General features: G+C 61.3%; 15 protein-coding genes and 3 pseudogenes. 11 read left to right on the forward strand and 7 right to left on the reverse strand.

From position 1 onward, the window contains the following. Positions 1-71 precede the first annotated feature (71 nt). Together AWB83_RS30965 and AWB83_RS30970 are read left to right on the forward strand one after the other, a co-directional pair. Positions 72-1565, forward strand: a complete 1494-nt coding sequence (locus AWB83_RS30965) for a hypothetical protein (protein ID WP_143750131.1) — start codon at positions 72-74, stop codon at positions 1563-1565. A 39-nt stretch (positions 1566-1604) separates the two neighbouring features. Further along, positions 1605-2384 carry a hypothetical protein gene (locus tag AWB83_RS30970; protein ID WP_087049440.1) on the forward strand — a complete coding sequence of 260 codons (780 nt, stop codon included), beginning with the start codon at positions 1605-1607 and terminating at the stop codon, positions 2382-2384. Positions 2385-2462: 78 nt separating this feature from the next. On the opposite strand, the gene AWB83_RS30975 is transcribed toward AWB83_RS30970, so the two are convergent. Both AWB83_RS30975 and AWB83_RS30980 read right to left on the reverse strand, forming a co-directional pair. Continuing rightward, complete coding sequence (locus tag AWB83_RS30975; RefSeq protein WP_087049441.1) at positions 2463-3386, reverse strand: hypothetical protein; 924 nt, start codon at positions 3384-3386, stop codon at positions 2463-2465. 27 nt (positions 3387-3413) lie between these two features. Beyond that, positions 3414-4193, reverse strand: a complete 780-nt coding sequence (locus AWB83_RS30980; RefSeq protein ID WP_087049442.1) for a response regulator transcription factor — start codon at positions 4191-4193, stop codon at positions 3414-3416. A gap of 1098 nt (positions 4194-5291) precedes the next feature. Between AWB83_RS30980 and AWB83_RS30985 the strand changes: the two genes are divergently transcribed. The 3 genes and pseudogenes from AWB83_RS30985 to AWB83_RS30995 all read left to right on the forward strand — a co-directional run bounded on the left by AWB83_RS30985 (position 5292) and on the right by AWB83_RS30995 (position 9676). Next, positions 5292-8489: a phage tail protein gene (locus AWB83_RS30985; RefSeq protein ID WP_087049443.1), complete on the forward strand. Its 3198-nt coding sequence runs from the start codon at positions 5292-5294 to the stop codon at positions 8487-8489. A 109-nt stretch (positions 8490-8598) separates the two neighbouring features. Then, positions 8599-9326: pseudogene (locus tag AWB83_RS30990) on the forward strand (IS5 family transposase); the annotation flags it as partial. After that, entirely contained in the window at positions 9281-9676 is a 396-nt protein-coding gene (locus tag AWB83_RS30995; RefSeq protein ID WP_244197946.1) for a hypothetical protein, read from the forward strand. The pseudogene AWB83_RS30990 and the gene AWB83_RS30995, both read left to right, overlap by 46 nt. Before the next feature lie 640 nt (positions 9677-10316). On the opposite strand, the gene AWB83_RS31000 is transcribed toward AWB83_RS30995, so the two are convergent. Both AWB83_RS31000 and AWB83_RS31005 read right to left on the reverse strand, forming a co-directional pair. Beyond that, complete coding sequence (locus tag AWB83_RS31000) at positions 10317-12092, reverse strand: winged helix-turn-helix domain-containing protein (RefSeq protein WP_087049445.1); 1776 nt, start codon at positions 12090-12092, stop codon at positions 10317-10319. Further along, on the reverse strand, positions 12089-13501 hold the full coding sequence (locus AWB83_RS31005) for an MFS transporter (RefSeq protein ID WP_087049446.1): 1413 nt from the start codon (positions 13499-13501) through the stop codon (positions 12089-12091). Before AWB83_RS31005 ends, AWB83_RS31000 begins: the two co-directional genes overlap by 4 nt. 80 nt (positions 13502-13581) lie before the next feature. On the opposite strand from AWB83_RS31005, the gene AWB83_RS31010 reads away from it, so the two are divergent. The 5 genes and pseudogenes from AWB83_RS31010 to AWB83_RS31035 all read left to right on the forward strand — a co-directional run bounded on the left by AWB83_RS31010 (position 13582) and on the right by AWB83_RS31035 (position 19337). Further along, positions 13582-14154, forward strand: a complete 573-nt coding sequence (locus AWB83_RS31010; protein WP_143750132.1) for a hypothetical protein — start codon at positions 13582-13584, stop codon at positions 14152-14154. An 855-nt stretch (positions 14155-15009) separates the two neighbouring features. Beyond that, positions 15010-16028: pseudogene (locus AWB83_RS31020) on the forward strand (IS110 family RNA-guided transposase). A gap of 784 nt (positions 16029-16812) precedes the next feature. After that, the gene (locus AWB83_RS31025; protein WP_244197943.1) at positions 16813-17067 is read left to right on the forward strand and encodes a DUF2513 domain-containing protein; all 255 of its coding nucleotides are present in this window, start codon (positions 16813-16815) and stop codon (positions 17065-17067) included. 184 nt (positions 17068-17251) lie between these two features. Beyond that, on the forward strand, positions 17252-18850 hold the full coding sequence (locus AWB83_RS31030) for a SagB/ThcOx family dehydrogenase (protein WP_087049450.1): 1599 nt from the start codon (positions 17252-17254) through the stop codon (positions 18848-18850). 58 nt (positions 18851-18908) lie between these two features. Beyond that, complete coding sequence (locus tag AWB83_RS31035; RefSeq protein WP_143750133.1) at positions 18909-19337, forward strand: hypothetical protein; 429 nt, start codon at positions 18909-18911, stop codon at positions 19335-19337. A gap of 153 nt (positions 19338-19490) precedes the next feature. Here AWB83_RS31035 and AWB83_RS37430 read toward each other — a convergent pair whose 3' ends face one another. Together AWB83_RS37430 and AWB83_RS31045 are read right to left on the reverse strand one after the other, a co-directional pair. After that, positions 19491-19961: an IS30 family transposase gene (locus AWB83_RS37430; protein ID WP_341866750.1), complete on the reverse strand. Its 471-nt coding sequence runs from the start codon at positions 19959-19961 to the stop codon at positions 19491-19493. A 225-nt stretch (positions 19962-20186) separates the two neighbouring features. Next, a pseudogene (locus AWB83_RS31045) lies at positions 20187-20767 on the reverse strand (transposase); the annotation flags it as partial. A gap of 729 nt (positions 20768-21496) precedes the next feature. Here AWB83_RS31045 and AWB83_RS31055 point away from each other — a divergent pair. Further along, positions 21497-21871 (forward strand): hypothetical protein, encoded by a 375-nt coding sequence (locus AWB83_RS31055; RefSeq protein ID WP_087049452.1) that lies wholly within the window; start codon positions 21497-21499, stop codon positions 21869-21871. Positions 21872-22157: 286 nt separating this feature from the next. On the opposite strand, the gene AWB83_RS31060 is transcribed toward AWB83_RS31055, so the two are convergent. Further along, on the reverse strand, positions 22158-22556 hold the full coding sequence (locus AWB83_RS31060) for a type II toxin-antitoxin system HicB family antitoxin (RefSeq protein WP_087049457.1): 399 nt from the start codon (positions 22554-22556) through the stop codon (positions 22158-22160). Between the last annotated feature and the right edge of the window lie 136 nt (positions 22557-22692).

Here is a 22692-nt window from a genome sequence, read left to right on the forward strand (position 1 = left end):
CGCTGATGTCGCCGAACGCCGAAGTGTTTCGATTGAAGTCGATGTGCAGACCGGATCAAAAGGACCACATCATGAACGAGAGCAGACAAGCGCCCGCTCAGGCATCCGAAGCGCCGGACAGTTGCGCGGCTGGCAAGCGCAACCGCTACTTCCGGAGCAAGCAGATGCGGGCGGGCGATTTCAGTCTCGAGCAGCGCTACGGGATCGGACGGCGGCGCATGTTGACGCGTGCGATCGCCGGCTGGGGCGTGGCGTGCGGTTTCGAGCTGACCTCGAGCGACGAGAAGGGCGGCACGAATCGGACACTGGCATGCGGCACGGGCCTGGCGCTGGACCGTCATGGGCGCGAACTCGTGCGCATGGCCGCCGGGCCGCTTGCCCTGTGCGACGTGCTGCTGCTCGGCGATCTGCAGAAGATCGCCGACGACAAGGCGCGCGCCGCCGCGTCGGGCACGCAGGCGCCGGCCTCGGACCCGGTGGATTTCAAGTGCCTGCTGCAGGCGCACTACAGCGAGCGCAACGTCGACCGAGTCAGGACGGACGATGGCTGCGGTTGCGGCGAAGACGAATGGAACCACGTCTGCGAAACGCTGACGTTCTCGCTGGCGATGCTCGCCTGCGGTCGATGCGAGAGCAGCGAGGACGGCTGCATGTCGTGCGGCTGCTGCGTTGCCGCGCCGGCGCAGCCTCCAGACGCCGGCCATGACGCGAACCCGGAAACCACGGGTGACGCGCCCGTTCAGTTGCCCGCTGACGCAACTCCCCTTGATCGAGGGCCGCATGGTTGCCTGTGCGAATGGCAGACGCATCGGCCCGTGTCGGACGGCAGCGGCGATCTGTGCACCTGCGAGGGCGCGGCCATTGCCATCGAGGATGGCGTGCCGCTCGCTTGTGTCACCATCCGTTTCGACGAGTGCGGCTGTCCCGTCATCGTGAGCATCGACGATGCCTGCGGGCCGCGACGTCTCGTCAAGACCAACGATCTCCTGTTCGACCTGATTCGCGGCTGCGACCTGACCCGCATCGTGGACGTGAGCTGGAAGAAATGGCATCGCAAAGGCGAAGTCATGCCGTGGACCGACTTCCAGGCGTACTTTCCCAGCCCGTCCGACAGCGCTCGACAGCCACGCGCGCCGGTTGGACCGGTGCGCACGGGCTTCTCGATGACGTTCTCAGGACCGGTGATGGTCGACACGCTCACGCCCGACTGCGTCAAGGTGTCCGTCCGCGTCGCCGAGCATCGTGGCGGCTGGATCGAGTCCGACCAGATGCCGGTCGTCGATCTCGCCGCTGCCGATCCAAGCTCCGGAGATCCTGACGGCACGACGCGAAGCGTTTCGCTGGTGGTCGGCGGACCGTGGTGCCGTGACGAAATCTGGAACGGCCCGTCGGAACTCGACTGCGAAGTCGCTTGCGTCGAGATCCAGGTCTTCGGTGACTTCATCCTGGACTGCCGCGGACAGGCGGTGGACGCGAACCCGGTGGGGCTGCGTGCAGCGCCCTCCGGTAACGGCACGCCAGGCGGCACTTATCTCTCGCTATTTCGCATCGCGCCGCGCGGCTGAGCCGCCGATGCATTGGACCATCGACGAGGAGTACCTATCATGACCGCATCGAACACCCGGCTGCCGGAACCTCTTCAGGGCGATGGTTCACTGATCCGTCCGCGGTTCAGCGCGGGACTGCTGCTTCAGGACGACGATCTTACGAGCACCGTCGACTACACGCGCGATTTGCTGAGCCTCCTGTTGCGCAGTATGTTCGGCTGCGGCGTGCTCTGCGGGCTGTGCGTCAAGGCGTCGATCGTGTGCGGGAAGCTGCGCGTCGAGGTTGCGCGGGGCGTCGCACTCACCTGCGGCGGTCACCTGATCGAAGTGGCTCGCGACGGCGTGATCGACGTCGACCCGACTTGCGGTACCACGATTCCTCCAAAGTTGTGGGTCAAGGTCTGCCGCAGGGAAAAATCCTGCGCCCCACGCGAGACGATGTGCTCGCCCGACGACGATCTCTCATGCGCCTATACGCGCACCCGTGAAGGCTACTCGATCGAACTGACAACCGATGTGCAGGGCGCATGCGCCTGTGCGCCGGACCGCGAGGCACCGACCGGACGTGACGACGACGAACGCGCCAGACGACTGGAAGCAGCCCGGATACTGCGCCTCGCGACCGGCGACGACAGTTGCCATGCGGATCACTATCTCGGCGCATGCGGATGCGGGTGCGATTGCGATTGCGTGATCATCGCCAGAGTCGACTACGACGGCAGGACGGACCCGAGAGTCGATCACACTGTGCGACGGTTCGTGCGAGTGGCTCTGCTGCGGGATCCTTGCGCCGACCGGAAGCAGGATGCGGGCAAGGGAGACGTTGCGAATCGGTGAGAAGAGCAGGGGAAGAAAGACTGAACATGATTCGGCAGAGCCGCGCCGAATCAGGAGAGCGGCTCTGCGCAGCGACCGCTATGCTTTTTTGATCTGTGCGAGGATTGCAGCCCTGCGGGCGCTCGTTTGCGCAGCGAGTGCCGCCGACGCTTGCTTCAGCGCGGCTTGCGCACCATCGGCTGCAACTTTGCTGTCGGTTGCGTCATGCTTGCTGGTTTCGAGCTCGCCCGACAAGCGACGCAGTTCCGTTTCGTACTCGTCCGGCTTCGGAATTGCCGTCGTTGTCACGAGCGTCACTGCTTCCTTCGCATAGAAGTACGACGCCGCGAAGTCCCCCTGAGTGAAGGCATTTTTTCCTTGCTCGATGAGACCGGTCACGTCCTTCAGCATCGCGGCGAGCTTTTTCGGCAGATCTTTTTGCGCGTCGACGTCGTCCTGCGCGGGCGGCACGGCTTGAGCCGCGTCCCACGCGGCCTTGGCGGTCGTCTGCACCGTCGTCCTGGCATTCTTCTCGTTCTCTGTGAGCTGCTTCGTGGCGCCGTCGTAGGCGGTGATGGCGGCGTCGATCGTCTCAATCGTTGCGGCATCCAGCTTGGCCTTCGCGCTCTCGAGTGTGACCTGGCTGGCCGCGCTCAAGGCTTTCTGGTTCTGATCCGCATTGGGCAGCGACGCGTCGTAACTCTTCTTTGCCTGTGCGACATCGTTGATGCCCGATTGCAGCTCCTTGATGTCACTCTGCAGGGTCGTCAGTCTGGACTGAATCTGTTGCAGTTCGAGCTGCCTAACCTGCAACTGCTCCTCGAGGGTCTGCGGAGCCGCGGCTTGCTGTGGCTTCGCGGCGCCGTCCTGCGGTTGCTGCGGCGCAGGTGAGGTCCGGCCGTTCCCGGCCGGGCCCGTCTCTGCCGCCATATCGCCAACCACGGTCGTTGCAGCCGCTTCCGCACCCGCCGCCGTCACGGGCGCCGTCGTTGCGTTGCCTTGCGTCGAGGCCTGCGCGTCCATCTTCGTCTCCGGATTCAGTTGGGTTGCTCATCCACGCCCGACGCGTACCGCCGCATCGGCGCTGAAGTGGTCGATGGCGGGTCGTGGATCGGGGGCTGGCGCCGCGGACGTCGAGTTGGCCGCGCCCGGATGCCTGCTTGCGTTCCATGCGCCGCCGCGCTGCTGCGCGATCCCGGCGATCCAGGGCGCATCGCGAACGCGCCGCATCGCCTGTGCACGACGCGTGACCTGCAGCTTGTCGAGAATGCTGTGAACGTGATGCTTGATCGTCGAAAGGCTGAGTCCGAGCTCGCGCGCAATCTCCTTGTTGGAGAGACCATGCCCGACGTGTCGAAGGACGTCGCATTCGCGCTTCGTCAGGGCCAGATCGGCTTCGTCCGTGGATGCATCGGGCGGACCTCGGTACAACGCGCGCAACAACTCTCCTGCCACTTCCGGTGGGCAGACGAGTCGCCCGGAGACGGCATCCCGAATCGCGGCGAGCAGCGCGTCGAGCGAAGCGTCGCGGCCCACGTATCCCGCGAAGCCCGCGCGGCCGCAGCGGATAACGTCCTGATGGGCGGCGGTCAATCCGAGCGCGAGTAACGTGAGCGACGGCCGGTTGGACGCGAGGTCGCGCACCTCGTCGAAGTCGATACCCTGAGTGACGTCGATGAGCGCGATATCGACCGGTGTATCGGCGAGCAGGGTGCGCAGCATCGAAAAGGTGCGCACGGTCGCCCGCACATGTATGTCCTGCAGAGCCGTGAGAAACGAGGCCAGGCCATCACCGAACAGACGCACAGGCGTGAGGATTGCGATATCCATCCCATCTCCTTGTGCCTGCCGCGACTGTCGTGCGTCATGGCGACCAAGCGATAGCATTCAAACGAAGTATTGCATGCAGGCAGTCCGGGGTGCGCGGATCCGCGAACCGGATTGTGTGCGCACAGGAACGGATCGATGTCTGGGGGCAGCACTCGCAATCCGTACCTGCATCCGGCGAGTTGCGTTGCGCATCAGTCGCACGTTCCGCAGGCAGAATATCGCAGTCCGGAACGTTCCTGATCAATACTAGTTGCGACCTGACAAAACGCAAGCACGACGTATCGTATTTTTCCGCCGCAATGACCTTCGTGTAGTCACGACCGGCAATTTTGGGACGATAGTCGTAGACACTCGTGAGCGAGTTGGCGCTCGTGTCGGAATCGTGACGAGACGTGCACGAGGACAGGGTTCCGTCTGTCGATCCAAGGATCCAGATCGAACGTGAGCTGGCGCTGGATCGTCTGGATCGGTTGCATCCATCGGAGCCGTGCACGATAGTCGTGGAGAATATGGCGCATCATCGAGATCGCGGTGCGTTATGAATCACCCTTGCATGACAACCGGCGAAACCTGCGCCCGGTCGAAGACGGGAGATGACCTCCCAGGGGCACCATGGCGAACGTGCGCGCTTCTGTACGACAGCCGGCCGGACCTGAGAGGAAACCGGTTGCCGCTCTTGCTCCGCTGCATCAATCAGCGAATGAGGCGCGTCCTGCGCAACGTCTGCAACAACGGTTAGGCAATCAGGCAATTCAGGCACTGCTTGCCCCGGCCGCTTCGCGAGACCACCCAGTGGCGAAGGAGAGCGTAGCCGGCGCCAACGCGAACGCCGCTCCAGTCGCGACCGCGGGAGCCGGCCGTGAAGCGCCGCGCTCGAACACAACGTCGCTATCCGCGAGCGCTCCGAAAACACCGACCGTTAGCGAGGCGGCTCGGGCCGACACAACGGCAGCCCAGTCGCGCGGCGCGACCGGAGGCGCGCAGGCGCGGTCGGGGCGCGCCGGCCCGGCGAGTGCCGTACACGCAGCGAAAGGGGCAGGTCCTAGTGCGCATGCACGGAAAGGTCAGCCTTCGAAACCGGCGGGCGCACGGGCCGCGATGGCTTCGGCAGGCGCATCTTCCGCCGAGGCGAGCCGGGGACGGTCGCCCCACGAGGCGATCGGACCGGCCATCGCCGCTATCAGGCAACGCGCCGGTACGACGCGCAAGCACTCGGCGCCAGGCGTATCGGTGGCATCGGCGCAGGCAGCGGCAGTCCATCCGGCCACCGAACAGTCTCGCTCGGCAGCGACACAGACGATCACCACGCTCGATTCGACCGAGGCGGAGAAGGTCCGGCGCGATCAGTTCAAGAATCAGCTCAAGAAGGCAATCGACGCGGCGACACCGAAGCCGAAAACGGAATCGGAAGCCGAGAACGTGATGAAGTCTGGCGGAACGCGGGCCAGTGTCAGCTTGCGCGACAATCTGGCGACCGAGCGCGATGCCGCCGCGGGTCCGCTGAAGTCGGCCGCCGGCGGCGAAGCGTCGCCCGCCTCGCAGCCCGCGCCGCCTGCGTCCGAGCTTCATCCCGAGCCGGTTGGCGCGCCGCCCGCACCGGTTTCGGCCGCGCCCGTCGTTCCCGCGCCGTTGCCGCCGGAGCGCCTCGACTATTCGGAAGATCGGGCGCCGACCGAGCAGGCGATGGCGCAGAGCGAGGTCACGCAGGATCAATTGAAGGAGGGTAACGAGCCGGCATTCGGGCCGACGATCGACGCACGTTCTAAAGCCGAACAGCACGAAGCCGGCGCGGAGGCGCGGTATCGCCAGTCGGAGGCGAAGGTTCAGAACTCGGCGCAGGGTGCGGCGCAGGCCGCGTTGACGACGGATCTTGACGGCATGCACGGCATCAAGGCGTCGCATGTCGGTCACGTGGTTGGGCAACAGCATGCGACCGTCTCGAAAGATGCCACCGAACGGGAGCGGATCACCAGCACGATCAACGGCATCAAGGATCGCACGCGCACGGAGGTGGGAAACATCCTCGGCTCGATGGAGAGCGAAGCGTCCAGCGTGTTCGAGGCGGGTCTTGCACGCGCGGAGAAGGCCTATGAGGATACTTTCGAAGACGCCAAGGGTGGCGTCGGTACCTGGCTCACGACCTGGGGCAGCGACTGGGAAAAGCTGATCGAGAACTCGCTTGCGAAGGCGCGTGGAGAGTATATGCGTCAGGTCGATGTCGCGATCGACGAAGTGGCCAATCTGGTGGACGCGAAACTCGACGCAGCGAAGAAGCGGGTTACAGACGGACGCAGGGAGGTGGAGACCTTCGTCAAGTCGCTCGATGCGAACCTGAAGGGCTTCGGCGAGGAAGCGCTGCAGGCGGTTTCTAGCGACTTCGATGCAATGGGCAGCGAGATCGACCAGCGGCGCGACAGCCTGATCGACAAGCTGGCCCAGCAGTACAAGGACTCGTACGACCGGATGTCGGCTGCGGAGGAAAAACTGCGCGAGGAGAACAAGTCTCTTTGGCAGCGTGTCTACGATGCAACCGTTGGTCTCGTCAAGAAGATACTGGCCTTCAAGGACATGCTGCTGAGTGTCCTCGGTAAAGCCGCCAGCGTGATAAGCGACATCATCGCCCATCCGATCCGGTTCCTCGGAAACCTGGTGTCCGGCGTGATGCAGGGCTTGAAGAACTTCACGGCGAACATCGGCACGCACCTGAAAAAGGGGTTGATGGACTGGTTGTTCGGCGCGCTTGCCGGAGCCGGACTTCAATTGCCTGATTCGTTCGACCTCAAAGGCATCGTCAGCATCGTTCTGCAGGTGCTCGGTCTTACTTACGCGAACTTCCGCAAGCGCGCGGCTGCCATCGTCGGCGAATCGGTCGTTGCCGCGCTCGAGCAGGTGGCCGACGTCTTCAAGGTATTCCTGAAGGAAGGCGTCGGCGGCATCTGGCGGTTCATCAAGGAGAAAGTCGCCGATCTCAAGTCGATGGTGCTGGACGCGATCTTCGACTTCGTGAAGGAAAAAGTGATCATGGCAGGGGTCACATGGATCATCGGCCTGCTCAATCCAGCGTCCGCATTTTTCAAGGCATGCAAGGCGATCTACGACATCGTGATGTTCTTCGTGAATCGTGGCAGTCAGATTCTCGCGCTCGTCAATGCGGTGATCGATTCGATGGCGTCGATTGCCAAGGGGGCCATCGGCGTGGCGGCCGGGTTCGTCGAGAACGCACTGGCCAAGGCCATTCCAGTTGCCATCGGATTTCTGGCGAGCCTGCTGGGTCTCGGCGATCCGTCCAAACCCGTGCGCGGTTTCATCGACAAGGCCCGCGGGCCGGTCGACAAGGCAATCGACTGGGTGATTAATCTGGCGGTTAAGGCAATTAAGGCAGCCGGAAAGTTCATCGCGGGCTTGTTCGGCAAGAAAGAAAAGGATGGCGAGAAGGCGTCGCCGAAGTCCGTGAAGGGCGAGGTAACAGCCGAACTGGCGAAGCGACTGACTGCCGACCATACGATCGATGAGGCACGCGCGATCGTGACGAACGTCGGCGAACAATATCGATCAGCGGGCGTAAGCAGATTGTTCGTCTCGGGGCCCGACGAGGGTGGAGAACTGTCGGTGATCGTCGAGATGAGTCCGGGGGACGAGCTAGCTCGGCTGTCTCCCGGAAGCGCCATCGAACGCGCCTCGGTGAGGCTCAACGTGGAACTGACGCTCTCCGCTGCGGAGGCTTCGGATCAGGGTACGGTAGCCGGCACCGTGGAAGAGTCCGACAAGCCGCGACGCAGAGACGGACGCGAGTATGAGTATCTGGAATCGGTCGAGAAAAACGCCGCGAGGAAATCGCGGAGCGGAATATCCGTTGGGGGAATGATTTTTCCGGAAACACGTGGAAAAATCCAGCTCATCACATGGAATACGAGCTCGTTGGAACCGGAAAAACGCAGCAATACGACGCATGCCGAGCGACAGTTCGACCACTGGCTGACCAACTTGAGCAAGAACCCGGAAGGGCAAAAACTTCTCGACAGGGTCATAGGCATAGAGATGCACCTGCGCGACTACAGTCCGTGCCAGGCTTGCGGGGATCTCTTTCCATCCATTACGGCGAGAATGCCGAACGCGAAAACGAGAAAACTCTATTGGTACAAACAATATGCTGGACGGAATGTGGCGAGCCCGACCACCCACCAGACAGTCAACGAGATTGTTGGATGTGGCTGGAGCGTGTATGCACCAGGAACCGAGATACCGGAAGGCGGCGGCCCGCTCAGAGTTCATCTGATCAACAAGCTGCACAAGTAGGCGCTATGCCGCGCTGGGGGCCGTGCCAACGCCGTTGTAAAACGCCTTCCTTCAGTGATAGCCGAGCATCCACTGCCGCCGCGTCTTGTCTTGATACTCGAACGGCTACCCAGGACGCAAGCCGCTCGACAATCGTGCGGTGCTCACAGGCATCCTCTTCATCTTGCAGACCGGCCTGCGGTGGGACCTACTACCTCGTGAGATGGGCTGCGGCAGCGGTATGAGTTGCTGGCGCCGCCTGCGTGACTGGCAGGAGGCGGACGTCTGGGACCGGTTGCACGAGTTGCTGCTTGCCCGGCTACGTGCCGCCTACCAAATCGACTGGTCTCGCGTCATCGTCGATTCCTCTTCAATCCGCGCTGTGGGCTCGGGTCAAAAACGGGACCGAATCCCACAGACCGCGCGCGACCCGGTTCAAAGCATCACCTCATCACCGAAGCGCAGGGCATCCCGCTCGCGGTGATACTGACCGGCGCCAACCGCAACGACGTCACTCAGCTTCAAGCGCTGGTCGAGGCTATCCCGCCCATCAGCGGCAAGCGTGGCAGCCCCCTGTCGAAGCATCGGGTCGTTCAGGGTGACAGAGGCTACGACCACGACAAACATCGACGTCCGTTGCATGCAACGGGCATTGCCACAGAAATTGCTCGGCGCGGTCAGCCTCACGGCAGCGGATTGGGTAAAACACGCTGGGTCGTGGAGCGGACCATTTCGTGGTTTCACAACTTCAGCCGACTGCGCATTCGCTTCGAACGGCTCGCCTTCATCCACGAAGCCTTGATGAAAATCGCTTGCTGCATCATATGCTGGCGACACCTGCAAAAGTCATTCTGTTAACGCCTCTTATTGGTTGGATCATGCGCGAAGCCAGAACGACAAAGCGGGCGCCAGTGCCCTTACTAAAATTATCGTGTGCGATTGCCGGGCAATGGCGGCGGTTCGGCTTTGTGCCTGATCCGTGTCATGCGCTCGTCGGAACCGAGCAGTGCGACTGTGACAATGAAGAACTGTGCGGTGAGGACCCGGTTGCCGTCGGACATCTGCAAGCGAATGGCCCGCAGCGGGTTGCCAAGCTTGCGCTAAATGAGGCGTCGATTTTTCAGACCATGCAGGAGATGGGCGCACGCGGCGTTCCTGTTCTACGAGTAGGCCCCGCTAACGCAGCAGATGCGCAAAGGATCAATTGAGCAACCATCGATGCAAACATCGGACCGGCTTCGGGCCAGTTCCGGCCGTTCGCCGCGGCCCGCGCACGGTCATTCGAGCGGCGGTTCGCCCTAGGTAATAGACATTCAGAGGGCCGAATATCGAGCGGCTCGGAAGGGTCGATCCGCGACACACCTATGGCGGATTGCCGACGTGGCCCATTCATCAATAGACGCCGGCTCAACCGGGCGTGCTTAAGCGTTTCTTCAGGTTTCGTCGATGGCTCCCGTGCGCCGCTCGGCGCATCCTGACGGCTAGGCGCGAAGTCACAGCCTCCCGCAGGCTTCTTCTACGCGCCGACGTCCACGGCTGGTTTCTCGACAGCCGTGCCAAATCCGGAATCGGAGTAAGCCGAAATGAAAATAACCCAAGTCGTAGCGGTTCTCGCAACGATGGTCGTCTCGTGCCACGTATGGGCGCAAGGCGGACAGTCGGGCCAGCAGCCTCAATCAGCGCAGTCCGCACAGGATATCGGCGGTGTCGCAGATACGTCGGTCACGAGCGAAGGTTCGCTTTCGTCTCTGGACCAAAGTTATTCCAGTCCTGGCGATTCAGCCCGGTCGAGTGAAATGCGCATGCGGTCCGATACGTTTCGCCATCACTGAACGGTCGCAGGGAAAGTCAGTGGCCGATGCGCCGTTCGACGTTGCGGAAACGTCCCATCGAGCGGAAACGCCTAAACCAGGCGTTCGTGCGAAGCTCGCAAAGCCCAGGCGAGCGTTCCGCGAGCGCGACTTCAAGCCAATGAAACATTTCGTCCGGCCGCTCGAGTCGCGCGTAGATCTCGGCGAGCAGGAAAGGCGAGGTGTATCGGTGTCGTCGTCTTGCCAGCAAATCTTGTAGGTACCATTCGAGAACTTTTTTATAACCGCCGGAACACCACACTGTCCGAATCGCCTCGGCACGGGCGAATTCATTGCAGCGCGTGAGCGCGTCGATGGTTGCGTCGATCGCTTCCTCGAAATGCTCCTCGACCTCGAAAGCGGTCGCGAGCAATTGATAAATGAGCGGCGAGCTCGGGCCGCGCCCCGCGCTGAGATACTCGCGAATGACCTCGTCATACCGGCCCGACTGCACGAGCCCGAAGACGCGCGAACCTTCGAATCCGAGGGGATCGACTCTTTCCGCGAGGTCAAACTGGGCGCGTCCTTCCGCCTCCCGGCCGAGCACGAGCAACAGCCGCGCATAGAGGCGGCTGGTTTCGGCGTGGCTCGGATTCAGGCGCAGCGCCGCGAGAAACTCCTCTTCCGCGCGGCGCCAGTCCCAGTCGTAGAAGTAATGGACGCCCGCGAGGGCCTGATGCGCCTCGGGAAGGCTTGGGTCCAGCTCCAAGGCGCGCAGTGCCGCTTCGCGCGCTTTTGGATAGCCCAGAGAGGGCGCGTAGAAGCCATGTGTCGCCGTGGAGCCGTAGATGTTCGACATCCCCACGTAGCCCAGTGCATACGTCGGGTCGAGATCCAGGGCGGTCTCGAAGTAGCTGTGCGCACGGATGAAGTCCTCGTCGTTCAGCGCATGATGTGCGGCGAAGCCGGCATCAAAATGCACGCGGCGCGTCCAGTAGTAGCGGCCACGCAGATACGCGTCGTGTGCGGCCGGATCGATTGGCAGCCTGCGTGACAACCTGTGTTCCTGCCGCTCGGCGAGTGCGGGCGAGACCTCCCTCGCTAGCGCCGCGCCAACCTCCCTCTGAATATCGAGCGCGCCATTCGCCATCGGCTCGTGCGCGCAGCTCAGAAGCTGCACTTGATCGAAGGAGCGAATGAGTTGCGCCAGAATGCGAACCCGTCCGCCTTCGCGCATCAGCGATCCTTCCAGCACATAGTCTACATCGAGCTCGTGAGCGATCTGGGCGATGCTCTTGTTGGCCCGCTGATAGCGAGCGGCCGTGGTGCGTGCGATCACCAGGATCCGCTGCGGATCGAGCATGCCGACATTCGCGGAGGTCTCGTCAGCGAGCGCGGCGCAAAAGCTGTCGAGGCCGATGTCGTCGCTATTGTTCTCGAACGGCAAAACCAGAACGCGGATCGGTGCGGCGGGCGTAGCAGGCGCGGCTTGCGCGCCCGGTTCCCCGGCCACTGTTCGAATGCCTTCCAGGCGGTAGCCCTTGCCCTTGACTGTGATCAGATAGCGCGGGACGTCGGGGTCTTCGTCGAGCGCGATACGGATCTTACGGATGGCCGTGTTGATGCTGGTGTCGGTCTCACGGTACGCATTTGCGCCCCACAGCGCCCGCACGATGTCCGCGCGGGTGACGAGCTGCCCGTTGCGCGATGCCATCAGGATCAGCAGCTCCATCGGCAGACGTTCGAGCTTGACCGGTTTGCCGCGGCGCCGCAACTCGTACCGGCGCGTGTCCAGCTCGACGTCTTCCATGTCCGCGGAGCCAGGCGTATTCATGGGCGCTCTCTCAGGGACGATCGTATGTCCACATCCGTTGCGTTGGCCGGTTGGGCGTTGCGCGCCATGCCGAACGATGCGGCGAACGACAGCAGCGCGCACGCCACCATGACGAGCGCGGGCGAAGCGCGCAATCGCGCATCCAAGAAATGCGCCGCGAGGGGTGTCAAGCCGAGCGCCAAGGTGAGCCCGAGATTCATCGCGGTGGCGACGCCGCTGAACCGGACGTCGAGCGGAAAGGACTCGGCGATCGCGCAAGCGTAAGTGCCGTTCGCCAGTGATGCGATGACCCCGGCCATTACATATAGAGCGGCCAGGCTGCACGAACGATTCGTCACCGCGATGAAAAAAATGGGCGCGAAGAGTGCGGACAGAACCGTACCGAGTCTGAACACCTGACGGCGGGACACGCGGTCGCCGAGATGCGATGTAACGAGGATGCACGCCGCGACGACGATGAGATATCTGATTTGCGCGTCGATGATCTGGGCCTGCTCATAGTGGAGGCTGCGCAGATAAGTCGGCAGATAACCGATCAAGATGCCGCTCGACGCACCTACCAGAAGGCACGCGCCCGTGCCCGTCACCAGACGCATGAAATGTCGACGGCAGAGCGTGTTGACGGGCTCACGATGGCGCGCGCTGACGGCGCGCGCGTACTCGTCGGTTTCGGCGAGACGCCTGCGTATCGCGAAGCTTAATAGACCGGTCATGCCGCCGATGAGAAAGCCGAGCCGCCAGCCGTACTCGTCCATCTGAACGGGGGTGAAGGACCTTTGCACGACGAGATTGACGCAGGTCGCGAGGACCAGGGCGAGATTGACGGCGACGAACACGATGCCACATAGGAACCCCGGCCGCGCGCGGGCGGTTTCCACCGCATAAACGACGGCACCCGGGAGTTCTCCGCCGAGACACAATCCCTGAATTAGTCGAAGCAGCACGAGAAGCATGGGCGCGGCGATGCCCCAGTTGGAATATGTAGGAAGCACTCCAATGAGGAAGGTCGCCACGGACGCAATCATCGCGGACGACAGGAAAGCAATGCGCCGGCCATACAGATCGCCCATGCGCCCAAACAGGATGCCGCCAAGAGGTCTCGACAGATAGCCGATAGCAAGCACCATGAAGGACAGCATTTCGCCGGATGTGCCCGCGTGCCAGGAGAAAAATGCGGCGCCAATGTTGCGGGCAAAGAAGCCATAGATCACGAAATCGAAGACTTCGAGTGCGCCACCTGTACTCGCCACCAGTATCGTCCAGCGTTGGCGGGCAGTCATGGCCGTCGTGGGTCGTGAACGGTTGTCTGGTTTTCTTGACAAGGCGCCTCCATGAATGCCGGCGATCCGTTTCGATAAAGAGTAGGGCAGTTTTCTTCCGCGCGAAGCCTGGAAAGCGCCCCCGTTCATGATTTCTTCATCTCGTCTCCATGGTTCGTCACCCGCCGCCGCCGCAGTATGGGCAAGTGTCGATGACAAAGGGGACTGAAATGAAACACCGATTCTGGAGTGCTTACACGGTCTTGGTGGTCGCATTGCTGCTCTCGGGCGGCGTCGCACGCGCCGATGATCACCAGTGCTCAAACGCTACCCTGAGGGGGACCTACGCCTTCGCCGCACACGGTTCGCTGGTGGGCATCATTGTTGGCGGCATGATCTATCCGTACGCGAGTCCGCAGTTGATCGACGGCGTAGCCGTACAGACGTTCGATGGCAAAGGGTCGTTCACGCGCAAAGACTTCCTGATGAACACCGGCATGGCGCGGCCGGGCGCGGTCAATTCGGCCGGTTTCGCCCAAGGGCAGACCGGCGCGTATCAGGTGAATAGTGACTGCACGGGCTCGATGCACATCGAGTTTCCGGGAGCGCCGGAGGCGGGTGCGATACTCGATGTGCAGATCGTGGTCGAGCGCGACGGTCGCGTCGTCAGAGGGGTGCTGAGCCGCGAGCAGGTTCCCGGCTCGATGCCATCCGGAAACGGCACACCATGCGGCTCTCCGTGCCTGCTGGCGCCGCAGATCAGTCTGGAAGGCACCCGCGGGGATTTCGACGGAGGAAGGTGAGGCTCGATCGCTCATCAGGACGCTGCGGGTAGCTGTACTCATGTTGAAGGCGAGAATGCCCAGTCCATTGCGTACCATCGCACTGCTGACGTGGCTTGCGTCGGGCGCCGTCGCGTTTGCCGACTGCCGGATGGCATCGTAGGGAAGCTGGCGCATTGCGGCACGTGACCGATCCGGCCGCTACGGGATCGCTCTATGTGCCCCGAGTGAAGGATCAGTCCTACGCAGAGGCCCGGTGACGCGGATCGTCAGCTATGGCTCGGATGAGAGGGAACGGCTCGACATCTTCGTGCCGGACGCGTCCGTCTCAACTCCCCGCTTTGACTTGTTCCATGTGCACGGTGCGGCTAGTGCAGCAGATGCCCGCCGCGCCGATTCAATTGCTCTGGCACGCGCGAGTCCGGCGGGACGAAAGTAATCGGTGGCTGCGCGAGGTGGTGATGGACCTATTCGCGGACTCGGCGATGCCGGCGCGAAAAGCGAATCCTGCGCAAAAAAGCGGTAGTTCGAAGCAAGACGTCTGGTCGCGCGGCCTGGTCGAGTCCGTCGAGCGAGGATATGGACGAATTCGGCGCCAAGAGCTGTCGCTCCGAAGCACCGTCGGTCGAATATTCGGAGGTCGGCTCCGTATCGCAAGCGGCCGTTGATGGCGCGCCAACGTGAACGTCAGTTGCGGTTCGAAGAGCGACCGCTGCACGGGGCGGACAATCGATCTCCCTTCATTCAAGAGGAGGTTGACATGGAAACGCTTAATTCTTTCAGCGCTCGTCGCCGGCTTTAATGAGATGGTCAGCCTGACCGAAATGGCCCGATCGGCTTACGCTGATCGGGTCATTTCCATTCTGGGAGGTCATCATGGCAAACGCTACGCTTATCGGCATCGATCTAGGCAAGCACTGCATTTTCCGCGCAGGACGCGCGCGGGTGCAGGCATGGCGCAAGAAGATGACGTGCAAGCAGCTCTACGTATGTCTGGCGACGTGTCCGGGCTCGGTGATCGCCATGGAGGCATGCGCCGGCGCGCATTGGCTGGCACGCAAATGTCAGTCTTATGGACATCAGGTTCGTTTAATCGCGCCGCAGTTCGTCAGGCCATTCGTCAAAGGCAACAAGACAGACTTCGCCGATGCTGAGGCAATCTGCGAGGCCGCCTCTCGCCCCTCCATGCGTTTCGTCGCGGTCAAGACAGCCGAGCAGCAGACGCTGCTCGCATTTCATCGAGTGCGTGAGTCGCTGGTTGGTGAACGCACGGCAACCAGCAATCAGATTCACGCTTTCCTGCTCGAGTTCGGTATCAGTCTGCCCGTAGGCGCGTTGGCCATTACCCGTTTGCCTGTCTTGCTCGACGATCCCGCGAATGCACTGCCGCCCGCGATAGTGGCCTTGTTGCTGCGTTTTGCATCGGCGTTGCGCACAGTTGAGCCAAGAAATCATTGAGCTTGAGACTCAGATCAAGCAATAGACGATCGAAGATGAAGCGGGCCAGCGCCGGCTCACGTTCCTGGAATCGGCCCGATTACCGCCAGCAGCTTGCTGGCAATGGCCGGCGACGCACGCGCGTTCAAATGTGGCCGTGACTTCGCCGCCTCCCCGGGGCTGGTCCCGCGCCAGCGTTCCACTGCAGGTCGAGCGACCCTTTTGGGCATCTCCAAGCGTGGCAACAAGCAGTTGCGCTGTCTGCTCGTGCAAGGCGCGCGAGCCGTGATGCGTTATGCAGAGCGGCGAACCGATGCGCCAGGTCGCTGGCTGCAGTCGTTGCTGCGACGCCGTCACAGCAATGTCGTCGCCTGCGCACTTGCCAACAAAATGGCCAGAATCGTTTGGCGATCCTGGCCAAAGGTGGCGAGTACCGGGCGCAACCGGCTATCGCTTGAAGTGCCTTCCCGCCAGCTTTTGCGACCACTGAACTGTGATGAAGATAAACGGCTCACGGCCCGACTGAAAACCTGACAAACAATCCAGTCCTGCAGACTGAGGCTTTTTTAAGGACAGTCGGGCGCGGCTTTTCATCGAGGGCCGCGCGCTCTGACCCGCGCCCATTTCGAGCCCGGATACATTTGCGCAAGCCCTTTTATTTTCGGTCGCAGTCGAGGTTGAAAAGTGACGGCTGAACATACATTTGTCTGGCGTATAGGAAATTGGCCGGAACCGAAGCGAAGCGGACGGCCTCCACTCGACCGCCAGGCCAGGGATCGCTGATTTGTTCCTGAGGGACAGAAGCCGGGCGGATACCGGTTTCCGTGAGCGCATCACCTACAATGTAAAGATGGGCGCGACCTAGCACGGAGGCTGCCATGACTGACCTTTATAAGGGTGGTCCTCAGATCAGGTACACGATCTCGTGAGAGGGGCCACCATTTGCGCGCACACCCCACGTGCGCCATCTTTCCGACCTGCACTAGCCGTAGGTAGTTGTCTGCTCGCGTGGGAACCCCGCTAATCGTTCGGGCGGAGGGCCCGGGCGGCTCTGTCAGGCGGGCCACGCGGCTATTTCCTGCAGCACGTCACTGGTGCAAGGATGCGGAAGTTCGACCGGTAATCCGCGGAACTGTGAGGAAGTACGAGAGGTGGGTAGCACGCCGCTCCCGGAGCGCTTGCGTAATCGTTGCGCCGTCGCGTCATCCCGAGAAGTGATCCTATCTACGAGAGGATGAGATCGTGAAACGCAATATGAATCTGGCGATCGCCATACTGAAGACCCTCGAGGAAAACAAGGCCCCGCACCTCAGCGAATTCGACATTGAGGGCGCGCTCAAGGACCAGTTCGATGTTTCGAACCGAGGGGTATGGTATCAGTTGAACCTGCTGGCCGACGCAAATCTGGTGCGCTCATTGGGAAGCGACTGGCGGCTAACCTGGGATGGTCACGAGTTTTTGAAGTCTTCAGCCCCGAATGCATTCGAAGACACCTGAAAGGCGACTCGCGTGCCGGAAACGCCGCCCTGCCCGAGTGCCGCGCACCGCGCGGCGGGCGCCGAAGGCGATGGCAGTTGGCCGAAGCGCACCAGGTTCCACGACGTGATGACGGCCACGCTCCAACGTCGAGCCATCCGGTTTTGTACGCCGGGTGTGCGGGTATTCGAGGTCTGAGTGAGACATGGATCGGTTAAAGCACGCGCTGCTTGATTATCACGAACGCAGCAAGCACCGTCTCAACTTCTACGCTCCTGGCCCTGGGGGGCTCGACTGGACAACCCAGCCGGATCCGTTCCGCGTGTTTCACGGCACACCGCGCGTTGGTCTGCCGTTAGCCGCGGACACCCTGGCGACGCTCTACAACGAGTTACGCTGTGGCACCCTGCCGCCCGCACACGGAATCGATCTATCCAATCTGGCAATCCTGTTCGAACTCTCGCTCGGATTGTCGGCGTGGAAAACATACGGCGCCCAGCGATGGGCGCTGCGCTGCAACCCTTCGAGCGGAAATCTGCATCCGACCGAGGGCTATCTTCTGTGTCCGGCTCTACCCGGCTTGTCCGCAGGCGTCTATCACTACCTGAGCCGGGATCATGCGCTTGAACATCGCGCTGCGGTGGACGATCCGCAATGGACGGAAGCGTTTTCGGAAAGTGGTGTCCTGGTCGGCATAAGCTCGATCCATTGGCGCGAAGCGTGGAAATACGGCATGCGAGCTTGGCGCTACTGCCAACAGGATTGCGGCCATGTCATCGCCGCGATGAGTTACGCAGCGGCGGCGCTCGGCTGGCAGACGCGGTTGATGGAGGCGGCTGCGGATGATGCAGTGGCCGACTTGCTTGGAGTGAACCGCCGCGAAGATTTCAGGGAAGCCGAAACGGAGGTGCCGGATCTTTTGCTCTGGATTGGCAACCCTGAGACGCGGCCCGATCTTGAGAGCATGCTGATGGCTTTGGATAGGGCACACTGGCACGGATGCGCAAATCAGCTGAGCTCGGGACATGTGATGTGGCCGGACATCGATTCGATTCATCGCGTCACGCACAAGACCCGTACTCGCGAACCACTCTCGCCGAATCCGGAGCGGCGTTCAGCGCCGGCGACGCCAGCCCTTGATCTCAGCTTCGCCCGAATCGCCAGACAGCGTCGCAGCGCTGTGAACTTCGATGGCACGACGCGCATCAGCGACGCGGCTTTTTTCGGCATGCTGGCGTGCCTGCTGACACGTCCCGACACGCCGCCGTGGAATGCGCTGACGTCTCCTAGCGAAGTGCATGCGGCGCTATTGGTGCATCGCGTCGACGGCCTGGAGCCGGGCCTCTATATGCTCGTGAGAACTCCGGGAGCGCTGCCGGATCTCAAGCGGTCTCTGCGTCCAGAATGGCTGTGGCAAAAGACCGGGCCAAACCATCTGCCGCTCTATCTTCTACTGCCTTACGATTTGCGCGCGACGGCAAAGTTGATCTGCTGCCACCAGGATATCGGCGCTGATTCGTGCTTTGCGTTGGGAATGATCGCGAGATTCGAAATCGCCTTGAAACAACCATGGCGATATCGCTATCTTTTCTGGGAATGCGGCATTCTCGGCCAGGCGCTTTATCTCGAAGCTGAGGCAGCCGGAGTTCGCGCCACGGGGATCGGCTGTTTTTTTGACGATGAAATGCACACATTACTCGGGGTGAAGGATCACACTTGGCAAAGCCTGTATCACTTCACCGTCGGTGGCGCGGTGGACGATCAACGCCTGTCCGTAGTTCCGCCGTATGCGGTTCAGCCTTGAGGGGGGAGCCCCACATCCCGATCCTCGCGAAACGGTTCTCTTCAGGGGCACTCGGCAAATGAACGGCGAACATATTCCTCATTTCCTTACCGTGGCGTGGCGAACTAAATGGGAGGATCAAAAGATCGCCGTTGAAATGGCCTGTTCGTCGGAAAACGTGCTATTCGTCGCTGAATTGCTCAACTGGCGCGTGGAGAAACCTGTGCTGCATGCCCGACCGCCCGGGCGCGCAACGGCGACAAAGGTGACAAAGGTCTACCGCCTACCGCGGCCGACGAACGGTGGTTCGGGAATACCGCACCTGCTGGCCGACACGGCTGACCACACGAATGACCTTTGCACCTTGGAAGCTGCCGTTGCGGTCGCGCAAGGTCGAAGGGGAGAAGTGGGTCGGCAAGGGAAGTGCGATCGCGGTGCGAGCAAGTCGCAATTCGGCTTCTATCGAACTGTCGCGATCGGCCACGAGCGGCCGATCGCGTTCGTGTAACGGTTGACCCTTGATTGGGTGCGGATTCAACCGGTGGATGCAACGTTTTGATGAAATCGCTCGGCCGGCGTGTCGAAGTCTAATGTCTTTCTTGGACGTTCGTTGAGTCGCCTGGCCACGGCATTAGGTCTGGGCTGCGAATAGACAGAGAGATCAGTCTTTACGGAAATACTGCCTCAAAAGCCCATTCGCGTTTTCGTTCGAGCCGCGTTGCCAGGGATGCTGCGGATCGCAGAAGTAGCCCCTGATGTCGGTAGTCACGGTGAAGCGCTTGTGGTCGGCCATCTCTTTGCCCCGATCCCAGGTCAGCGATCTGTACAGTTCTTGGGGCAGCTTGCCAGCATGCTTTATGAGAGCGTTGACGACGGTCTCTGTATCCTTGCTGGCAACCCTCACCAGCATTACGTAGCGGGTGTGGCGTTCGACGAGCGTTGCAATCTGGCTGTTCGGACTGCCAAACAGCAGATCGCCTTCCCAATGAGCCGGTATCGCGCGCGGTCTTCGGCTGTCGCAAGGCGTTCGCTGATCGATACCGTGTCGCAGATTCTGCCGTGGTCGTCCGTCTTCATAGTGTGATGACGTGAACGACGCATCGCCCGTCTCCGGCGCAAATGCTCCAGGAATTCCTTCTTTAGCGCACCGCGCGCCTGTATATAAATGCGAGCCAAATTCGGAAGTGGTGTACGGGGGAGTCGAGGCGGGAAATCGAAGGCGGTGGCGGTTTCAGCTGAGAATCTGATTGTCGAAGTCGGAAACCAGCGAACAACAAGACCATCCACCATGAGCAAGGATACGGAAAAAGCGGTCATCGGTCTATCGGGAGCCGGCCTCGGGCTGGACGACCTGATCCGTCAAGGGGCGCGACAAGTAATTCAGCAAGCGATTGAAGCGGAGCTGGCAGAGCTGTTTGAACGGGTTACGAACGACACCTGATAGTCCTTGTTGACCGCGTATGAGTGCTCGAGCCAACCGGCAATCTGTTCTGGCGACCACTGCAACTGAAGTTTGCTTGCTACGACCCGGGCGAGCTCCCGATTCCTGACAAGCTTACATTCCTTGGAGCGACAGGTACGACCCCAGGCAAGCGCATCGGCCTGATTCGCCCGATAGCCTGGAGCCCCACCATTTCGCCTGATTTCCCTGCTGATAGTGGACGGTGCTCGTCCAAGCCGGCTGGCCACTGAACGAATCGAGTACCCGGCTACCACTGAGCGCGATACCTCCTTGCGCTCAGCCAGCGTCAACGCCAGTCTGGAGCGATGTCGTGGTGCCGGCTGTATTCCGCCTGTCTCTGCCAGAATCCTCTGTATCGACGCGTGATTCCGATCGAATAGCTGCGCAATATGCTGAAGCGATTCGCCCTTCCGCCAGTGTTCCCACATTAACGCTTTCTGGCTCTCGCTGTAGTAGATCCGGGTTCTGTACTTCATCTGCAACACTCCCGCTGCTCAAGCAGCCTCGATTGTATTGCATCGACCAGTTGAATCCGCAGTTAAGAGATGCCGGTGCGTCGCTTTACTGTTCGTACCTCACCTGTTCATGGTCGCGGTGTTTTCGCGACCACTCGGATGCCTGCCGGCGAAACCATCGGCGAACTCGTCGCCTGGAAAGCGGCGCAACGTCGCTATGAGCGATCGGCGGCGGAGGATAGGCACACGTTTTTATCGATCTCGATGACGGCCGAGTGTCGACGGCGCGCAAGGTGGAAGTTTGGCACGCTGGATGAATCACAACTGCGAGCCGAACTGCGAAGCCGAGCAGCAGGGCGATCGCGTGTTATTTCATGCGCTCCGTGGCATCCCCGTCGGATGCCGGCACAGAAGAAGCTCTACCGATGTTACTGCGGCTCGCTTCGCTGCCGGGGAACCATGTTGGCACAATCGAATGGGTGAGCGATGCGTAAGTGCGGTTGCCTCGCCGCCTGACCGCGCCGCCCTGAGAACCGCTGAGCCGGACGCGGCGATTCGGCCAACGCTTCAACTTTCGTGGGCTTCCGTCGTCGGATGCAATCTTCCAGTCGCACCTCGGCGAGCGGCAGCTCTATCACGAGTCCGCTCCCGGCGGGCTACTTTGTTCGCGGTAGCGCACCATGCTTACTCACTCTCAGCTAATTCGGTGGGTTTAATCTCGCTGCCATGTAACGGTTCGAAGGATTCGCTATGGCTGATTTCGTGTTCCTGTTTCTGTTCCTCGCCGCGCTGGCCGGGAGTGCCGTCACCAGCGTGCTCAACAAGCACCTGTCTCGTGCGCAGAGATTGCGCGGCAGTGACGCCATGTGCCGCGGGTTGGAACATGCCTACATGGAAGGCGTGATCGACGGGCAGTCCCAGTCCGTCGACCTCGATGCGTTCCGTGCGCGAATGGCTGCATGGTTAGCTACGAGCACGCTCCGCGACGAGTGGGGCAACGAAGCGGCACCGCCTATGCCTCCGCAGGTCGCGCGCGAGCCAGCAAATGCGGAAGCAGAGCCAACATCCGGCCGGAACGGAAGCTGTGCTTCGTCGCCAGCGGCGCCGGGAAGACGCCAAAGCTAAATAAACGCCTCGACTTTCCCTTGTTTGATCGCTTGAGCGACGGCAAGCTCGCACCGAGGGTGCCCATGTTCTCTTGGCGAGTGCTCTTGCTTCTGTGCTACTTCTTGAAGTTCCCGCGAGCCGACCTCAGCAGGAGACCCTAGCCTTACAGTGTGGGCAATTCTGGAAGCGTTTTAGGAAAATAATTCTGGTCATCGATGTATTTGCTCGCCAGGTTCGGGATCCTGACGCCGGTCGTATCCGTCCACAAACACTCAACCGAAGCCGGCGTCCCGGACGGTCACCCTTAATTCCAGTTCCCAAGTTCGTGTAAGGCAGCCAGCGTAAAGAACGCAGTGCGTGTCGAGTGACGCTCTTTTGTTGCAGCATCGACTCTCTGCAACAGACTCTCGGGCAAGCTGAATTGGACGCTCACGGCCTTAGAGGTGACGCGCGTCAGATTGATTTCGATGAACGTCCAGATTCCCTGCCCATCGTCTAAGTCAAGCGATTGCAGTTCCGACGTATTGCTGGTCGGAGCGGGTATGAGTTGCTCGCTGCGGTCGTACATCAGTTCTACGACCTCCTGTGCGTTGCGCTTCAGTTCATCAAACGAATGGCCACGCGTAACTGCTCGGGGCAGGTCGGGAAAGCTGGCACGAAAGCCGGAATCGGCGTCTCGGCGCACATAAAGCGGATATTGCATCAATTGCTCCACTTAACCACGGGCTGACTCACATTCTGTATGTCATAGTTCGGTTGGCGTGGACCGGCCAGCCTTTCGTAGACATCTTCGAGCCATAATTTATGGCAACCGAGGAGGTCGATATGAGCGGCAAGCG

This window comes from Caballeronia ptereochthonis (assembly GCF_001545075.1).
Taxonomy (GTDB): domain Bacteria; phylum Pseudomonadota; class Gammaproteobacteria; order Burkholderiales; family Burkholderiaceae; genus Caballeronia; species Caballeronia ptereochthonis.